10 protein-coding genes are annotated in these 14,604 nt (G+C 71.6%); 1 reads left to right on the plus strand and 9 read right to left on the minus strand.

Going from position 1 to position 14,604, the window contains the following annotated elements; genetic code table 11:
- Window positions 1-58 precede the first annotated feature (58 nt).
- The 5 genes from OG718_RS20555 to OG718_RS20575 all read right to left on the minus strand — a co-directional run bounded on the left by OG718_RS20555 (window position 59) and on the right by OG718_RS20575 (window position 4,035).
- Window positions 59-268, minus strand: a complete 210-nt coding sequence (locus tag OG718_RS20555) for a hypothetical protein (protein WP_143636485.1) — start codon at window positions 266-268, stop codon at window positions 59-61.
- A 117-nt stretch (window positions 269-385) separates the two neighbouring features.
- Complete coding sequence (locus tag OG718_RS20560; protein ID WP_143636487.1) at window positions 386-709, minus strand: hypothetical protein; 324 nt, start codon at window positions 707-709, stop codon at window positions 386-388.
- A complete protein-coding gene (locus OG718_RS20565; protein WP_143636489.1) occupies window positions 706-1,074 on the minus strand; it encodes a WhiB family transcriptional regulator in 369 nt (122 codons plus the stop codon). The genes OG718_RS20560 and OG718_RS20565 overlap by 4 nt, the downstream gene beginning before the upstream one ends.
- Window positions 1,075-1,248: 174 nt before the next feature.
- On the minus strand, window positions 1,249-1,563 hold the full coding sequence (locus OG718_RS20570) for a hypothetical protein (RefSeq protein WP_143636491.1): 315 nt from the start codon (window positions 1,561-1,563) through the stop codon (window positions 1,249-1,251).
- Between the two features lie 162 nt (window positions 1,564-1,725).
- Entirely contained in the window at window positions 1,726-4,035 is a 2,310-nt protein-coding gene (locus OG718_RS20575) for an ATP-dependent DNA helicase UvrD2 (protein WP_143636493.1), read from the minus strand.
- A 135-nt stretch (window positions 4,036-4,170) separates the two neighbouring features.
- Between OG718_RS20575 and OG718_RS20580 the strand changes: the two genes are divergently transcribed.
- On the plus strand, window positions 4,171-4,413 hold the full coding sequence (locus OG718_RS20580; RefSeq protein WP_143636495.1) for a mycoredoxin: 243 nt from the start codon (window positions 4,171-4,173) through the stop codon (window positions 4,411-4,413).
- A gap of 12 nt (window positions 4,414-4,425) precedes the next feature.
- Here the strand turns inward: OG718_RS20580 and nudC are convergent, their stop codons facing one another.
- The 4 genes from nudC to OG718_RS20600 all read right to left on the minus strand — a co-directional run bounded on the left by nudC (window position 4,426) and on the right by OG718_RS20600 (window position 14,391).
- Window positions 4,426-5,373, minus strand: coding sequence for an NAD(+) diphosphatase (gene nudC / locus OG718_RS20585; RefSeq protein WP_328844762.1), 948 nt, complete (start codon window positions 5,371-5,373; stop codon window positions 4,426-4,428).
- A gap of 85 nt (window positions 5,374-5,458) precedes the next feature.
- Window positions 5,459-6,862: a dipeptidase gene (locus OG718_RS20590; RefSeq protein WP_328844763.1), complete on the minus strand. Its 1,404-nt coding sequence runs from the start codon at window positions 6,860-6,862 to the stop codon at window positions 5,459-5,461.
- Window positions 6,863-6,872: 10 nt separating this feature from the next.
- On the minus strand, window positions 6,873-10,502 hold the full coding sequence (locus OG718_RS20595) for an ATP-dependent DNA helicase (RefSeq protein WP_328844764.1): 3,630 nt from the start codon (window positions 10,500-10,502) through the stop codon (window positions 6,873-6,875).
- A 268-nt stretch (window positions 10,503-10,770) separates the two neighbouring features.
- Window positions 10,771-14,391, minus strand: coding sequence for a UvrD-helicase domain-containing protein (locus tag OG718_RS20600; RefSeq protein WP_443055131.1), 3,621 nt, complete (start codon window positions 14,389-14,391; stop codon window positions 10,771-10,773).
- Window positions 14,392-14,604 lie beyond the last annotated feature (213 nt).

Genomic DNA, 14,604 nt, shown 5'->3' on the forward strand with positions numbered 1-14,604 from the left:
TGGGCGGGAGGGGTGGGGAGGGGGCCGGGGGGGAGGGGCCCCAAGAGGACTCCGAAGCTCACCACCAAGCCGAGTCCAGCCGCCCCTCGATCGCCCTGAGATTGGCCCGGGCGCAGGCGTCGCAGATGTAGTGGCGGATGCCGTTCTCGACGGAGAAGGTCCAGGTGAGGGGCGGGTCCTCTGCCGTGGCGCCGCAGCGGGCGCACACGATGGGCCTGGGCTCCTCGGTGGAGCCGCCGCTGTCACTGTCCCCGGGAAGACTCGTCACCTGGTGACGATAACTCCGGGATCCGTGGTTGGAGAGGTACAACGCACTGCGGGGGCCGGTCCGTTCGGACCGGCCCCCGCATCAGCTGTTGCTTCTGTTGCCGTTGCGAAAACGGCTCTACTGCATGACCGCCATGGCCAGTGCGCGGCGGGCGCGACGTGAGGCGCGCTCGGCACGGCGCTGCATGCGGCGGGCCGCCACCAGGCGAATCGCCCGGCGTTCCTGCTCCGCCTCATGCAGCCGGTCGTGCATATGCGCACGAGCCAGGGCTTCTGGGATGAGTTGCATCTCTCGGGTCCTGTTCTGGCGCGTGTCGTTCGCGCCGGTGGAGGTGAAGTCTGGGATCGCGGAGCCGGCGGGCTCGCTGGTGGACGGCTTCATCGGGACCTGCTTCTTGGGGTCGTGCGTCAGGGGGCGATCGATCGTTCCTAGGGTGTTCATGCCGCAACCGGGTTCTTGCGCGGGCGGCCACGCGGCCGCTTCCGGGCGACAACGACACCCTGGACGAAGAGCTCGCCGCCCCAGACGCCCCAGGGCTCACGCCGCTCCTTGGCGCCGGCGAGGCAGGCCTCGATCAGCGGGCAGGTGCGGCAGAGGGACTTGGCGTACTCGACATCGGCCGGCGACTCGGCGAAGAAGACCTCCGGGTCGTAGGAGCGGCAGGGGACGGGTACGCCGAGGTTCTCGATGGCGTCGTCGAGCGCGGTGAGCGCAGTGAGCGGGGTCAAGGTGGAGTCCTCCGTGAGGCCGGGCGGGGAGATCGTTTCGGAAGGCGGTACGGACGGGGCGTGCGCTTCGAGTTGCACGGTTGGTCTTCCTCGTCTGGTCGTGCCGGCCGGTTGGCCGGTTGGCGGCTGGTACCGGGTTCTTTTCTTGTCCCGAGGCCCCTTCGCTCTGTCGTCCCTGGTCGGGGGCAAACAGAAGGGCCGCGGATCCCGGGTGGGGTTCCGCGGCCCTGAAGGCGCCGGCCTGATCGTCGATCAGGCTGGATCACTCCAGGGTTCAGGCCCACGGAAGGCCCACATCGTGTGATGCGTGTGCTTGGCGGCTCCGGCACCGGTGGCTGCAAAGGCATAGGCCTGCGCCTGTGCCTCTACTGCTTCCAGTGCCTTCATCGGTCGCTCATTGCGCTCGCGGACAGGGAGTCCCGCGAGAGACACGGAGGACGCCGGACGGACGGCAGAGATGCCGGACAGACCGGTGCCCAGGTTCGAGAAGCCGAGCAGGCACGTGGAGACGACCGAGCGATCGGTCAATTTGGCGGTGCTGACGGAGCTGCTGTTGATGCTGATCACTGGAATCGCCTCCTCTCGGCGTCTCTGGGACCGGGCGAGCCGGTCCGACGGTTATTAAGTACAGCACGGAACCAGGGCCTTCGAGAAGGCCGCCGTTTCCGTGCTTTAGAACCTATGGGGATTGCTGGGGCATGCGCAAACTATTTTCTCGACGAGTTTGAATCAGTCGTCGTCTGCGTCGTCCTCGAGTTCCTGACCTGCGCAGATGGCGAGTACGTCGGCCCCGTAGCGGTTGAGCTTGCGGGCGCGGACCCCTGGGATGCGGGACAGCTCGACCGGAGTGGACGGCACCGCTTCTGCGATGGCCATCAGGGTCTTGTCCGTGAAGACGCAGAAGTCCGGCTGTCCGCTGCGCTGTGCCTGGACAGCCCGCCAGTCGCGCAACCGCTCGTAGAGGCCTTCGTCCATGTCGGAGGGGCAGTCCTCGCAGCGCATCAGTTTCATCTCGCCGGCGTCGTTGAGGGTGCGGCCGCAGACCCGGCAGCGGGCCGGGGTGCGGTTCGCCCGTCGTGTGACGCCGGGGGCGCTGCCGGCAGCGCCGCGCTCGATGCCGCCCGAGCCGAGGGGGCCTGCCGCGCTGCCGCGGTTGGCCGTGGTGACGGAGCCGGGGCGCAGTCCGTCGAGGAAGCGGCTGGGTCGCCGGTTGGGCCGGCCGCCGGGTGAGCGGGACAGGGCCCAGGAGACGGAGAGGTGTTCTCTGGCCCGGGTGACGCCGACGTAGAGGAGGCGGCGTTCCTCCTCGATCTGTTCGTCGGTCTTCGCGTAGGTGATCGGCATCATGCCTTCGGCTACGCCGACGAGGAACACGACGTCCCACTCCAGGCCCTTGGCGGAGTGGAGGGAGGCGAGGGTGACGCCCTGGACGGTGGGGGCGTGCTGGGCGCCGGCGCGTTCGTCGAGTTCGGCCACGAGGTCGCCGAGGGTGGCGTCGGGTTTGGCGGCGGCGAAGTCCTGGGCGAGGTGGGCGAGGGCGGCTAGGGATTCCCAGCGCTCTCTGACGGCGCCGGAGCCCGCGGGGGGCTGGTGGGTCCAGCCGTCTCCCGACAGGACGGCTCGCACCTGGGAGGGCAGGTCGGGGGCGTCGTCGAGGAGTGAGTCGTTGCCTCCGAAGCGGGCTGCTCCGCGCAGGGCGTGGATGGCTCTCTTCACCTCGGGTCGGTCGAAGAAGCGCTCGGCTCCGCGTAGTTGGTAGGGCACTGCGACGTCGGCGAGGGCCTGTTCGTAGATCTCGGACTGCGAGTTCGTACGGAAGAGGATCGCGATCTCGCTCGCGGGGATGCCGGAGGCGATGAGGTCGCGGATGCGGCGGGCGGCGCCTTCGGCCTCGGCGGGCTCGTCGGTGTACTCGGTGTAGCCGGGTTCGGGGCCCGCGGTGCGCTGGGAGATGAGCTCCAGGCGGTGGTCGGCGGCGCGGCCGCGGGCCTGGGCGAGCAGGCCGTTGGCGAGGTGGACGACCTGGGGGGTGGAGCGGTAGTCCCTGACGAGTTTGACGACCGTGGCTCCGGGGTGGCGGGTGCGGAAGTCGAGGAGGTGGTCGGGGGTCGCGCCGGTGAAGGAGTAGATGGTCTGGCTGGCGTCGCCGACGACGCAGAGGCTGTCGCGTTCGCCGAGCCACAGTTCGAGGAGGCGCTGCTGGAGGGGGCTGACGTCCTGGTACTCGTCGACGACGAAGTGCTGGTACTGGGCGCGGACCGCTTCGGCGATGTCGTGCTGGTCCTGGAGGATGGCGACGGTGAGCAGCAGGACGTCTTCGAAGTCGATGACGCTGCGGTCGCGTTTGAGGTCTTCGTACGCGGCGTAGAGCTGGGCGATCTCGGCGCGGTCGCGGGGGGCTTCGCGGCCGGCCTTGGCCGCGGCGGCGGCGTAGTCGGAGGGGACGGTCTGGGTGACCTTGGACCATTCGATCTCGGCGGTGACGTCTCGCAGCTCGCCGCGGTCGAGGCGGACGCGGCAGGTGGCCGCGGCGTCGGCGACGAGTTGGATCTTGCGGTCGACGATCCGCGGCAGGCTGCCTCCGACTGCTTTCGGCCAGAAGTACTGGAGCTGGCGCAGGGCGGCGGAGTGGAAGGTGCGGGCCTGGACTCCGGAGGCGCCGAGCTGGCGGAGGCGGCCGCGCATCTCTCCGGCGGCGCGGTTGGTGAAGGTGACGGCGAGCACGCTGGAGGGCTGGAGGATCCCGGCGCGTACTCCGTAGGCGATGCGGTGGGTGATGGCGCGGGTCTTGCCCGTACCGGCTCCCGCCAGCACGCACACCGGGCCGTGCAGGGCGGTGGCGACCTCGCGCTGCTCGGGGTCGAGCCCTTCCAGTACCGCGTCGGCCGTGTCGGGGGCCTGCGGGAAGAGGGTGGAATGCGTTGCTGCTGTCACCCCGCCATGCTGCCAGGTCGGCGGAGACGGGTGCGCTGGTTGTCCACAGGGAGGCGCTTGCAGTCGTACTAATGCGGCAGGCGCCCGGTTCGGTGGCGACGGCACCGCCTGTTTCGCCGGGGCCGTCCTGCGCCGTGTGTACCGGCTCTCTCCCCTGCCGCGTACGGGAATGGCGGCCAGGTCGCGTACGTTCCATCACTGCGAACACGCACTCCCCTGCAGCGAAGGAGCATGAGAGACATGCCGGGCACTGTGACGATGTACAGCACGACGTGGTGTGGCTACTGCCGCCGGTTGAAGGGCCAGATGGACCGCGAGGGCATCACGTACAACGAGATCAACATCGAGCAGGACCCGGCGTCGGCGGCCTTCGTGGAGAAGGCGAACGGCGGGAACCAGACGGTTCCCACCGTCCTCTTCCCGGACGGTTCGACGCTGACGAACCCTTCGCTGGCGCAGGTCAAGCAGAAGATCGGCGCGTAGTCGGTACGTGCCTCAGGCGGCCGCTCCGCGCGTCGGCAGGGGCTTGCCGTACCAGAGCTCGATCAGGCGGGCCGCAATCGAGATGCCGTAGGGAGGCAGGACCTCCCCGGACTCGAAGGCGGCCCGCAGGTCTTCGCGGGAGAACCAGCGGGCTTCCTGGATCTCCTCGCCGTCGACGTTGATCTCCGCCGAGGTGGCGCGGGCCATGAAGCCCAGCATGAGGCTGGAGGGGAAGGGCCAGGGCTGGCTGGCGATGTACTCGACGTCGCCGACGGTGACGCCGGCCTCTTCGAAGACCTCGCGGCGGACCGACTGCTCGATGGACTCGCCGGGCTCGACGAATCCGGCGAGGGTGGAGAAGCGGCCTTCGGGCCAGTGGACCTGGCGGCCGAGGAGGATGCGGTCCTCGTGGTCGGTGACGGCCATGATCACGGCGGGGTCGGTGCGGGGGTAGTGCTCGGCGCCGCAGGCGGGGCAGCGGCGGATGTGGCCGGCCGCTGCGATCACGGTGCGTTCGCCGCAGCGGGAGCAGAAGCGGTGCAGGCGCTGCCAGTTCTCCAGGGCGACCGCGTGCACCATCAGGCCTGCGTCGCGCTGTGAGAGGAGCAGGCCTGCTTCGCGCAGGCCGGCGGCGCGTGCGGACTGGTCCATGCGGCCCGGAAGGGCGTCCTTCTGGAGTGCGAAGTAGCTGACGCCGTCGTCGTCGGTGCCCAGGAAGTAGCGGTGTGCTTCGGTGAGGGGTGCTTCGAAGGACGGGGTCATGACGAGTTCGGTGGTGCCGTCCGCCGTCTCGTCGATGAGGACCTGGCCGCCGGAGACCACGAAGGCGCGGGTGGTGGGGTGGCTCCACGCCGCGGCGAGCCAGGCCTCGTCGAGCCGGTGGTGGGCGGCCCGGTCGATGCCGCTCGGGGCGGTGAGCGAGATGGGACGGTCGGCGGTGTGGTCGGTCCAGGTGGTCACGGGTGCTTCCAACTCCCCCGGTGGAACGGTTGTTTCGGCGGGTGGTTCAGCGGCTGTACGGCAGGACGTGTGCGACGGGGTTTCTTCAGTGTGCATCGCGCCAGTTCTCGGCCAGGTCGCCCCACAGGTAGGCGGTGGTTTCGACGCCCTTGAGGAGCAGGTCGAGTTCGACCTTCTCGTTGGGGGCGTGCCAGCCGTCGGAGGGGACCGAGATGCCGAGGAACAGTACGGGTGCGGCGAGGACGTCCTGGAGGTCCGCGGCGGGCCCTGATCCTCCCTCGCGGGTGAAGCGGATCTCCTGCTCGAAGGCTCGGCCCATGGCGCGTGCGACGGACTGCAGTGCCGGGTGGTCGAGCGGTGTCAGGCAGGGGCGGGTGGCGGCGGCGAAGGTGATCTCGTGGCGGATTCCGGCGGGCAGCCGCTCGGCGGTCCAGGCGCGGACGATCTTCTCGATGTGGTCGGGGTCCTGTCCGGCGACGAGGCGGAAGGACAGCTTCACCATCGCCGAGGAGGGGATGATCGTCTTGCTGCCGGGGCCCTGGTAGCCGCCGCCGATGCCGTTGACCTCGGCGGTGGGGCGGGCCCAGACCCGCTCCAGAGTGGTGTGTCCGGCTTCTCCGTGGGTGGCCGTCGACCTGGCGATGCGCAGCCACTGCTCCTCGTCGAAGGGCAGTTCGGCGAAGAGTTCCCGCTCGTGGTCGGTGAGTTCGGCGATGCCTTCGTAGAAGCCGGGGATCGCCACGCGCGCGTGCTCGTCGTGCAGGGCGGCGACGAGGCGGGCGACGGCGGTGGCCGGATTGGGTACGGCACCGCCGAAGGCGCCGGAGTGTATGTCCTGGTCGGGCCCGTACAGCGTGATCTCGCACTCGGCGAGGCCGCGCATGCCGGTGCAGACGGTGGGGGTGTCCTCGGACCACATGCTGGTGTCGGAGACGATCACGGCGTCGGCGGTGAGGCGGTCCTTCCGCTCTTCGACGAGTGCGCGGAAGTGCGGGGAGCCGGACTCCTCCTCGCCCTCGATGAGCAGCTTCAGGTGGACGGCGGGGGCGGTGCGGCCGGTGGCGGCGAGGTGGGCGCGGACGCCGAGTGTGTGGAAGAACACCTGGCCCTTGTCGTCCGCGGCCCCGCGTGCGTGGAGGCGGTTTCCGCGGACGACGGGCTCGAAGGGGTCGCTGTCCCAGCCGTCCACGAGGGCTGCGGGCTGCACGTCGTGGTGTCCGTAGACGAGGACCGTGGGTGCCTGCGGGTCGTCGGAGGGCCATTCTGCGAAGACGGCGGGGGCGCCGGGTGTCGCCCAGACCTCGCAGGTCGGGAAGCCGGTCTCCTGGAGTTTGGCGGCGAGCCAGTCGGCGCTGCGCCGTACGTCCGCTGCGTGTTCGGGCTGGGCCGACACGGACGGGATGCGCAGCCACTCGGCGAGGTCGTCGAGGAAGGCGGCGCGGTGCTGCTCGATGTACGCGCGGACGGCGCTGTCCGGAGTCTTGCTCATGGTCACGAGCCTAGCCGTCCACGCGTGCGTGCTGGTCCGGCGGTTCCTCGGGGACCCCATCGGGTGGTTCTTCGAGGAGGAGCCGCTCCAGTGCGGCCCGGTCGGGCAGGCTCCCGGGGCGCACGACCTCGCCGCTGCGCACGTACAGGAAGGCGGCCTGTACGGATTCCAGGGGTACGCCGTGCTGCTCGGCCCAGGCGAGCCGGTAGACGGCGAGCTGGAGGGGGTCGGCGTTGCGGGTGCGGTTGGTCTTCCAGTCGACGATCTCGTACGTCGTCCCGTCGGCGTCGTCTTCTTTGTAGACGGCGTCGATGCGGCCCCGTACGACCCGTCCGGCGATCGCGAGTTGGAAGGGTGCCTCGACGCGGTAGGGGGTGCGGTGGGCGTACGGGGTGCGTTCGAAGGCGTCCTTGAGGGCTTCCAGGTCGCGTTCGTCGGCGATCTCGGCTTCGCTGCCGGGCAGTTCCTCCGGTTCCAGCATCGGCAGTCGCAGCTCTTCGAAGCGGGCCTCGACCCAGGCGTGGAAGCGGGTGCCGCGGCGGGCGGCCGGCTGGGGCGGGCGGGGCATGGGGCGCGCCAGTTCCTGTGCGAAGGCGTCCGGGTCGGCGGCCAGGCGCAGCAGCTGGGAGGCGGTCAGGGAGGCCGGAAGGGTGACGTCCGTGACGCTTTCGCGGGCGCGCAGGAGCTCTCCGGTGAGGGCGTCCAGGTCACGGTCCCAGGAGGCGACGGTGCGGGCTTCCTCCGGGGTGAGGCGCCTGGTCCCGGACGTGGGGCGCGGCGCCTGCGGAGGGTGCGGGCGCGCGTCCGGGGACGGGGTGGGGCGCGGAACCCTGGGACGGTTCGTGGTCCAGGAGTCCCGGTCCCCGCGGTCTGCCTCGTCTGTGAAATCGGTCTCTTCGTGGAGGTCCTCCCCGCGGGGCGTCTTCCTGTGTGACGCCTCTCCGTAGGGCGCGTCCGCGAAATCGCCGTCCCCGTAGGGAGGACCGTCCGGGAAGTCGTCCTCCCCGTAAGGGGGCTCGTCGTAAGGGGGCTCGTCCTCCTCGGGCGGAGGCGGCCAGTCCGGGTCGTCGTAGGAGTCCCGGTCGTCGTACGAGTCCGATGCGTCGTGGGACGAGGGGTGGGCCGTCTCGTGGGAGTGGCCGGACTCCAGGTGGGCCAGGACCGTCTGTGCGGCCGCGCGTCGGCGGGCCATCGCCGCGTCGTCGAGCGGGAGCGGCCAGGCGTGGTCGCCGCCTGCCTCGTGCAGCGCGGGGTTCTCCTCGGTCTCCTCGGGTTCGTCCGCCCAGGCCTCGATCTCGCCGTGCCCGGTCTCGCAGTGCTCGTACAGGGACTGCAGGAAGTCGGAGGGGCCGCGGGGCTTCTTCTGGGAGGGGCCCCACCAGTGTCCGGAGCCGAGCAGGAGGGAGCGGGGGCGGGTGAACGTGACGTAGCCGAGGCGGAGTTCCTCGGTGTGCTGGTGCTCCTTCATGGCCTCGTGGAAGGCCTTCATGCTGCGGGAGTCCCAGGCGCCGATGTCCGGCAGGGTGTCGGCGTCGCCGCGGAGTTCGTGCGGCAGGACCTTGCCCTGGGCGGTCCATTTCTCGCGGCCCTGGCTGCTGGGGAAGGTGCCGGTGACGAGGCCCGGGACCGCTACGACGTCCCACTCCAGGCCCTTGGACTTGTGCGCGGTGAGCACCTTGACGGTGTTCTCGCCGCCGGGCAGGGCGTTGTCGAGGCCCTTCTCGTACTGGGCGGCGGTACGCAGGAAGCCGAGGAAGGCGAGGAGGGTGGCCTCGCCTTCGTTGGCGGCGAAGGACGCGGCGATGTCGAGGAAGTTGGAGAGGGTCTCGCGGCGGCGGGCGGCCAGGGCGTGCGGGGACGCGGAGAGTTCCACCTCCAGACCGGTGGTGGCGAGGACCCGGTGCAGGACGTCCATGAGCGGGTCGGAGAGCGAGCGGCGCAGGTCGCGCAGTTCGGTGGCGAGCCGCGCGAACCGTACGCGGGCGTCGGCGGAGAAGGGCAGTCCGTCGTCGTCCCCATGGCCTCCGAGGGGTGTCTCCAGGAACGTGTCGAGGGCGTCCGCGAGCGAGATGATCTCGGCCGGGTCGATGCCCTCGACGGCGGCGGCGAGCCGCCGGTCGGGGTCGTCGTCGGCCCCCACGCGTGCGTGCGACACGAGTAGGCGGGCCCGGCGCCCCAGGAGAGCGAGGTCGCGGGCGCCGATGCGCCAGCGCGGGCCGGTGAGCAGGCGGACCAGCGAGGCATTGGCACCCGGGTCCTGGAGGACCTCGCAGACGGCGACCAGGTCGGCGACCTCGGGCAGATGCAGCAGCCCGGAGAGGCCGACGACCTCCACGGGGATGTCGCGGGCGACGAGGGCGCCCTGGATCTCGGCGAAGTCGGTCGCCGTGCGGCACAGGACGGCGATCTCGCCGGGCGCCTTTCCGGTGCGCACGAGATGGGCGATGGAGTCGGCGAGCCAGTCCATCTCCTCGGCGTGGGTGCGCAGCAGGGCGCAGCGCACCATGCCGTCCCGCTCGGCGCCCGGGGCCGGGCGGAGGGCCTCCACGCCCGCGTGCAGGGCGCGCAGGGGCTCGGCGAGGCCGTTGGCGAGGTCGAGGAGACGGCCGCCGCTGCGCCGGTTCTCGCTGAGCGACTGGCGGGTCGCGGGGCGGCCGTCGGCGTGGGCGAAGTGCTCGGGGAAGTCGTCGAGGTTGGCGACGGAGGCGCCGCGCCAGCCGTAGATCGCCTGGCAGGGGTCGCCGACGGCGGTCACCGGGTGGCCCGTGCCGCTGCCGAACAGGCCTGCCAGGAGGATGCGCTGGGCCACGGAGGTGTCCTGGTACTCGTCGAGGAGGACCACCCGGAACTCGTCGCGCAGGATGCCGCCGACCTCGGGGCGCGTGCTGGCGAGGGTCGCGGAGAGGGCGATCTGGTCGCCGAAGTCGAGGAGGTCGCGCTCGCGTTTGGCGGCCCTGTAGCGGCCCACCAGTTCGGTCAGTTCACGCCGGGCGGCGGCCGTCTCGGGGACCTTGCGCAGCTCGGCGTTGGTGAGTTTGACGCTCTCCAGGTCGCGCAGCAGTGCGGCGTCGTAGGCCCGCAGGTCCTGGGGGTGTACGAGGTGTTCGGCGAGCTCGGCGTCGAGCGTGAGGAGGTCGCTGACCAGGTCGGGGAAGGATCGGGTGAGCGACGGGTAGGGCCCCGGTGCCTCGCGCAGGACGCGCGCGGCGAGCTGGTAGCGGGTCGCGTCGGCGAGGAGACGCGCGGTGGGTTCGAGCCCGATGCGCAGTCCGTGGTCGGTCAGCAGGCGGCCCGCGAAGGCGTGGTAGGTGGAGATGACCGGCTCACCGGGCGGGTTGTCCGGATCGATCACGTCCGGGTCGGTGACGCCCGCCCTGATGAGGGCTTTCCGTACGCGCTCGGCGAGTTCGCCCGCCGCTTTGTTGGTGAAGGTCAGGCCGAGGACCTGCTCGGGGGCGACCTGTCCGGTGCCGACCAGCCACACCACGCGCGCGGCCATCACCGTCGTCTTGCCGGATCCGGCGCCGGCCACGATCACCTGCGGGGCGGGCGGTGCGGTGATGCAGGCCGTCTGCTCCGGGGTGAACGGGATGCCGAGGAGCTCCTTGAGCTGCTCGGGGTCAGAGATACGGGCTGGCACGTCAGAGAGGCTAGCCGCGCCCACTGACAGCCGGTGCCGAATCGGTGGCCGGGCCGGAGGATGCGCTGGTCAGCACGCGTGGTGCCGTACGTCACTTCGCGTACGGCAGGAGCCCTCCGAACGGCGGATCCCCGCTGCGGCGGTTGTCCGCTCGCTCTCCGGGACCCGCGCCCTGTCACTCGGCCGTGGCCGTCACTCGGCCATTCCCGTCACTCGACCGCGCCCATCACTCGACCATTCCCGCATTCCCGTCACTCGACGGCACCCATCACTCGACCACGTGCCGCCCTTCCGGTCGTGCGCTGCACGAGGCACGGAACGCGCAGTGGGTGCACTGCTGGCCGGTCGTCGGCGTGAAGCGTTCGTCGAGGACCTTGCCCGCCGCGGTGGCGAGGAGGTCGCCGACCCACTCCCCCTCCAGTGGCTCCTGGGCCTGCACCTTGGGCAGGGTCTCGCCGCCGTCCTTCTTGGGGGCGCCCTGACGGAGTTGGACGAGTTCGGCGCCGCCCGGGTCGGGGCGTTCGCCCTCGAAGGCCTCGTCGACCGCGCCTTCACGGACGGCGAGCTGGTAGACGGCGAGCTGCGGGTGATGGGCGACATCGGCCGCGCTCGGTGCCTGTTTGCCGGTCTTGAAGTCGACTACGTAGGCGCGGCCGTCGGCGTCCTGCTCGACGCGGTCCATGGAGCCGCGGATGCGCACTTCGTAGGAGCCCGCTTCGAGGGTGACGTCGAAGTCGTGCTCGCTCGCCACCGGTGTGCGGCCCGTGCGGTCCATGACATGCCACTTCAGGAAGCGTTCGAGCGCCACGCGCGCGTGCTCCTTCTCCTGCGCCGACTTCCAGGGCGCGTCGAAGGCGAGCGCGTTCCACACGGAGTCGAGGCGCTCCATGAGGACGGCGAGGTCCGCGGGGGTGCGGCCGGAGGCGACCTCGTCGGCCAGGACGTGCACCACGTTGCCGAAGCCCTGGGCGACGGTCGCGGGGGCGTCGGCCTTCACCTCGCGGCCCAGGAACCACTGCAGGGCGCAGGTGTTGGCGAGCTGGTCGAGGGCGCTTCCGGACAGCACCACGGGATGGTCGCGGTCGCGCAGCGGCACCTTGCTCTCGGTCGGCTCGTACATGCCCCACCAGCGGTAGGGGTGGGCGGACGGCACGAAGGGGCGGCCGTCCTCGTCACCGAGCGCGGCGAGCCTGGCCAGCCGGCGGGCGGCGGCCTCCCTGAGCCGGTCCGAGACGCGTGGGTCGACCGTCGTGGCGCGCAGTTCGGCGACGAGCGCGGCGACGGACAGGGGGCGGCGGGGACGGCCCGTCGTGTCCTTGGGCTCCACGCCGAGTTCGGTGATGAAGCGCGAGGGCTGGTCGCCGTCGTCGGCCGGGGCCTTCACGGCGGTGACGACGAGGCGCTCACGCGCGCGCGTGGCGGCCACGTAGAACAGACGGCGTTCTTCGGAGAGGAGCGCTCCGGGGGTGAGCGGCTCCGCGAGGCCGTCGCGTCCGATGCGGTCGGCCTCCAGGAGGGAACCGCGGCGGCGCAGGTCGGGCCACAGACCCTCCTGGACGCCCGCGACGACCACGAGGCGCCACTCCAGGCCCTTGGAGCGGTGTGCGGTCATCAGCCGTACGGCGTCGGGGCGTACGGCCCTGCGGGTGAGCGTGTCGGCCGCGATGTCCTCGGCGTCGATCTCCTCCAGGAAGTTGAGGGCGCCGCGGCCTCCGGTGCGTTCCTCCGCGCGGGACGCGGTGGCGAACAGCGCGCACACGGCGTCGAGGTCGCGGTCCGCGTTGCGGCCGGCCGCGCCGCCGCGCCGGGCGGCCCGCTCCAGGCGCTGCGGCCAGGGCGTGCCGTCCCACAGCTCCCAGAGCGCCTCCTCGGCCGTACCGCCGCCCGCGAGGCGCTCCCGTGCCTTCCGCAGCAGGGCACCCAGCCTCTGGGCTCCGCGCGCGTACGACGGGTCGTGGGCGACCAGCCGCTCGGGCTCGGCCAGTGCTCGCGCCAGCAACTCGTCGGAGGGCGGCGGCACATGGTTGCCCGCGGCGCGCTCCTCCTCGCGCAGGGCACGGCCCAGGCGGCGCAGATCGGCGGCGTCCATGCCGGCCAGCGGGGACGCGAGGAGGCTGAGCGCGGTCTCGGTGTCGAGCCAGGGCCTGTCGGGTGAGGGCGCTTCCGGGGCGGGTTCCTCGGAGGGGCCGCGGTCCTGGGAGGAGTCGGGGTCCTGAGAGGGGTCGAGGTCCTGGGAGGGATCGGGCTCCTCGTGGGGCGCGTCGGCTTCTTCGGCCCGCTCGCCGACTTCCCCGACGCGTGCGTCGTCCTGGAGGCCTGTCTCCGCGTGTTCGTCCACACCGCCGGTCGTGTGTTCGTCCACCCCGGCCGCGAGTTCATCCGCCCCGGTCCGTACGCCCTCATCGGCCCGTACGCTCTCGTCCGCTCGCACGCCCTCATCGGGATGCCTGTCCTCGTCGGGACGTACGCCCGCCGCCGCGCCCGTCGGGCCCGAGGTCTCCGCCGCGGCCACCGCCCTGAGTGCCGTCAGGAGGGGCGACACGGCCGGTTCGTGCCGCAACGCCAGGTCGTCGCCGTCGATGTCGAGGGGGACACCGGCCGCGGTGAGGGTGCGGCGGATCGTCGGGATGGTGCGGGAGCCCGCGCGCACCAGGACGGCCATCTCGCTCCAGGGGACGCCGTCCTCCAGGTGGGCGCGGCGCAGGATGTCCGCGATGTTGTCCAGCTCCGTGCCGGGCGTCGGGTACGTGTGGACCTCGACGCTGCCGCCGTCCCGTACGGGGGCCAGCTCCCTGTGGGCGCGTACCTTCTCCGCGGGAAGGCGGGTCAGGGGCATGCGCTGGGTCAGCAGCCGGGTAGCCGCCAGGAGGCCGGCGCCTGACCGGCGTGAAGTCCTCAGGACCTCCATCGGCGCCGATGTACCGTCCACGCGCGGGAAGGCCTCCGGGAACTGGAGGATGCCGTTCACATCGGCGCCCCGGAACGTGTAGATCGACTGGTCGGGGTCGCCGAAGGCCACGAGGGTGCGGCCGCCGCCCGCGAGCGCGTGCAGCAGCCGTACCTGTGCGGGATCGGTGTCCTGGTACTCGTCCACGAAGACGGCGTCGTACTGGGCGGCGAGGCGCTCGGCGACCTCGGGGCGCCGGGCGAGGAGCACCGCGCGGTGGACCAGTTCCGCGTAGTCGAGGACTCCTTGCATGTCGAGGACGTCGAGGTACTCGGCGAGGAAGGCGGAGGCGGCGAGCCAGTCGGGGCGGCCGATGCGCCGTGCGAAGGCCTGGAGGGCGTCGGGGCCGAGGCCCAGTTCGCGGCTGCGGGCGAGGACCGCGCGGACCTCGTCGGCGAAGCCGCGCGTGGTCAGACAGGCGCGGAGTTCGTCCGGCCAGCGCACATGGGCGAGGCCGAGCCGCTCCAGGCCGGGCTGGCCCGCGAGCAGTTCCCGTACCGCCACGTCCTGTTCGGGGCCCGAGAGCAGCCGCAGCGGCTCGACGAACAGGTCGCTGTCCTGGTGGGCGCGGACAAGGGCGTAGCAGAAGGAGTGGAAGGTCGTCGCCTGGGGCGCGCGGGCCGCTCCTATGCGCAGCGCCATGCGGTCACGCAGTTCCACGGCGGCCTTGCGGCTGAATGTGAGCACCAGGATCCGCTCGGGGTCCGTGCCTCGTGCGATCCGCGCCGCGACGGACTCCACGAGTGTGGTCGTCTTGCCGGTGCCCGGACCTGCGAGGACGAGCAGGGGGCCGTGCTCGTGGTCAACCGCCGCGCGCTGCCCTGCGTCCAGCAGAGGGGGAGCCACCCTGGCCGGCGGGGTACGCACCAGTCGGTAAGCGCCACGGGTCCCCTGTCGCCCCTGGGGGTGCGACAGGCGCCTGGTGGAGAAAGAGGAGCTCACGTGGTTCGCCGGTCCTGGTGGGTGTGCTTGGGTCTGTCTCTGTCGACGCGGAACGCCGTCATTCAGGGGTGGTGGTGGGGCATCGGATGGAGGGCCCCTCGCGCGTTGAGGGCGGTGGCCGCGGGATGAACGGGATGCGCGCCGTCGACGCTACGCCGGTGGATGTGGTGGAAGCAGCGCTTCCTCTTGTTCCCACCAGGCACACGCGTCTCC

It is taken from the genome of Streptomyces sp. NBC_00258 (assembly GCF_036182465.1).
GTDB lineage: Bacteria > Actinomycetota > Actinomycetes > Streptomycetales > Streptomycetaceae > Streptomyces.

Coding starts and splice junctions, on each gene's coding strand:
- OG718_RS20560 (WP_143636487.1), bottom strand. CDS start 709: ATGAACACCCTAGGAACGATCGATCGCCCCCTGACGCACGACCCCAAG.
- OG718_RS20590 (WP_328844763.1), bottom strand. CDS start 6,862: ATGAGCAAGACTCCGGACAGCGCCGTCCGCGCGTACATCGAGCAGCAC.
- OG718_RS20580 (WP_143636495.1), top strand. CDS start 4,171: ATGCCGGGCACTGTGACGATGTACAGCACGACGTGGTGTGGCTACTGC.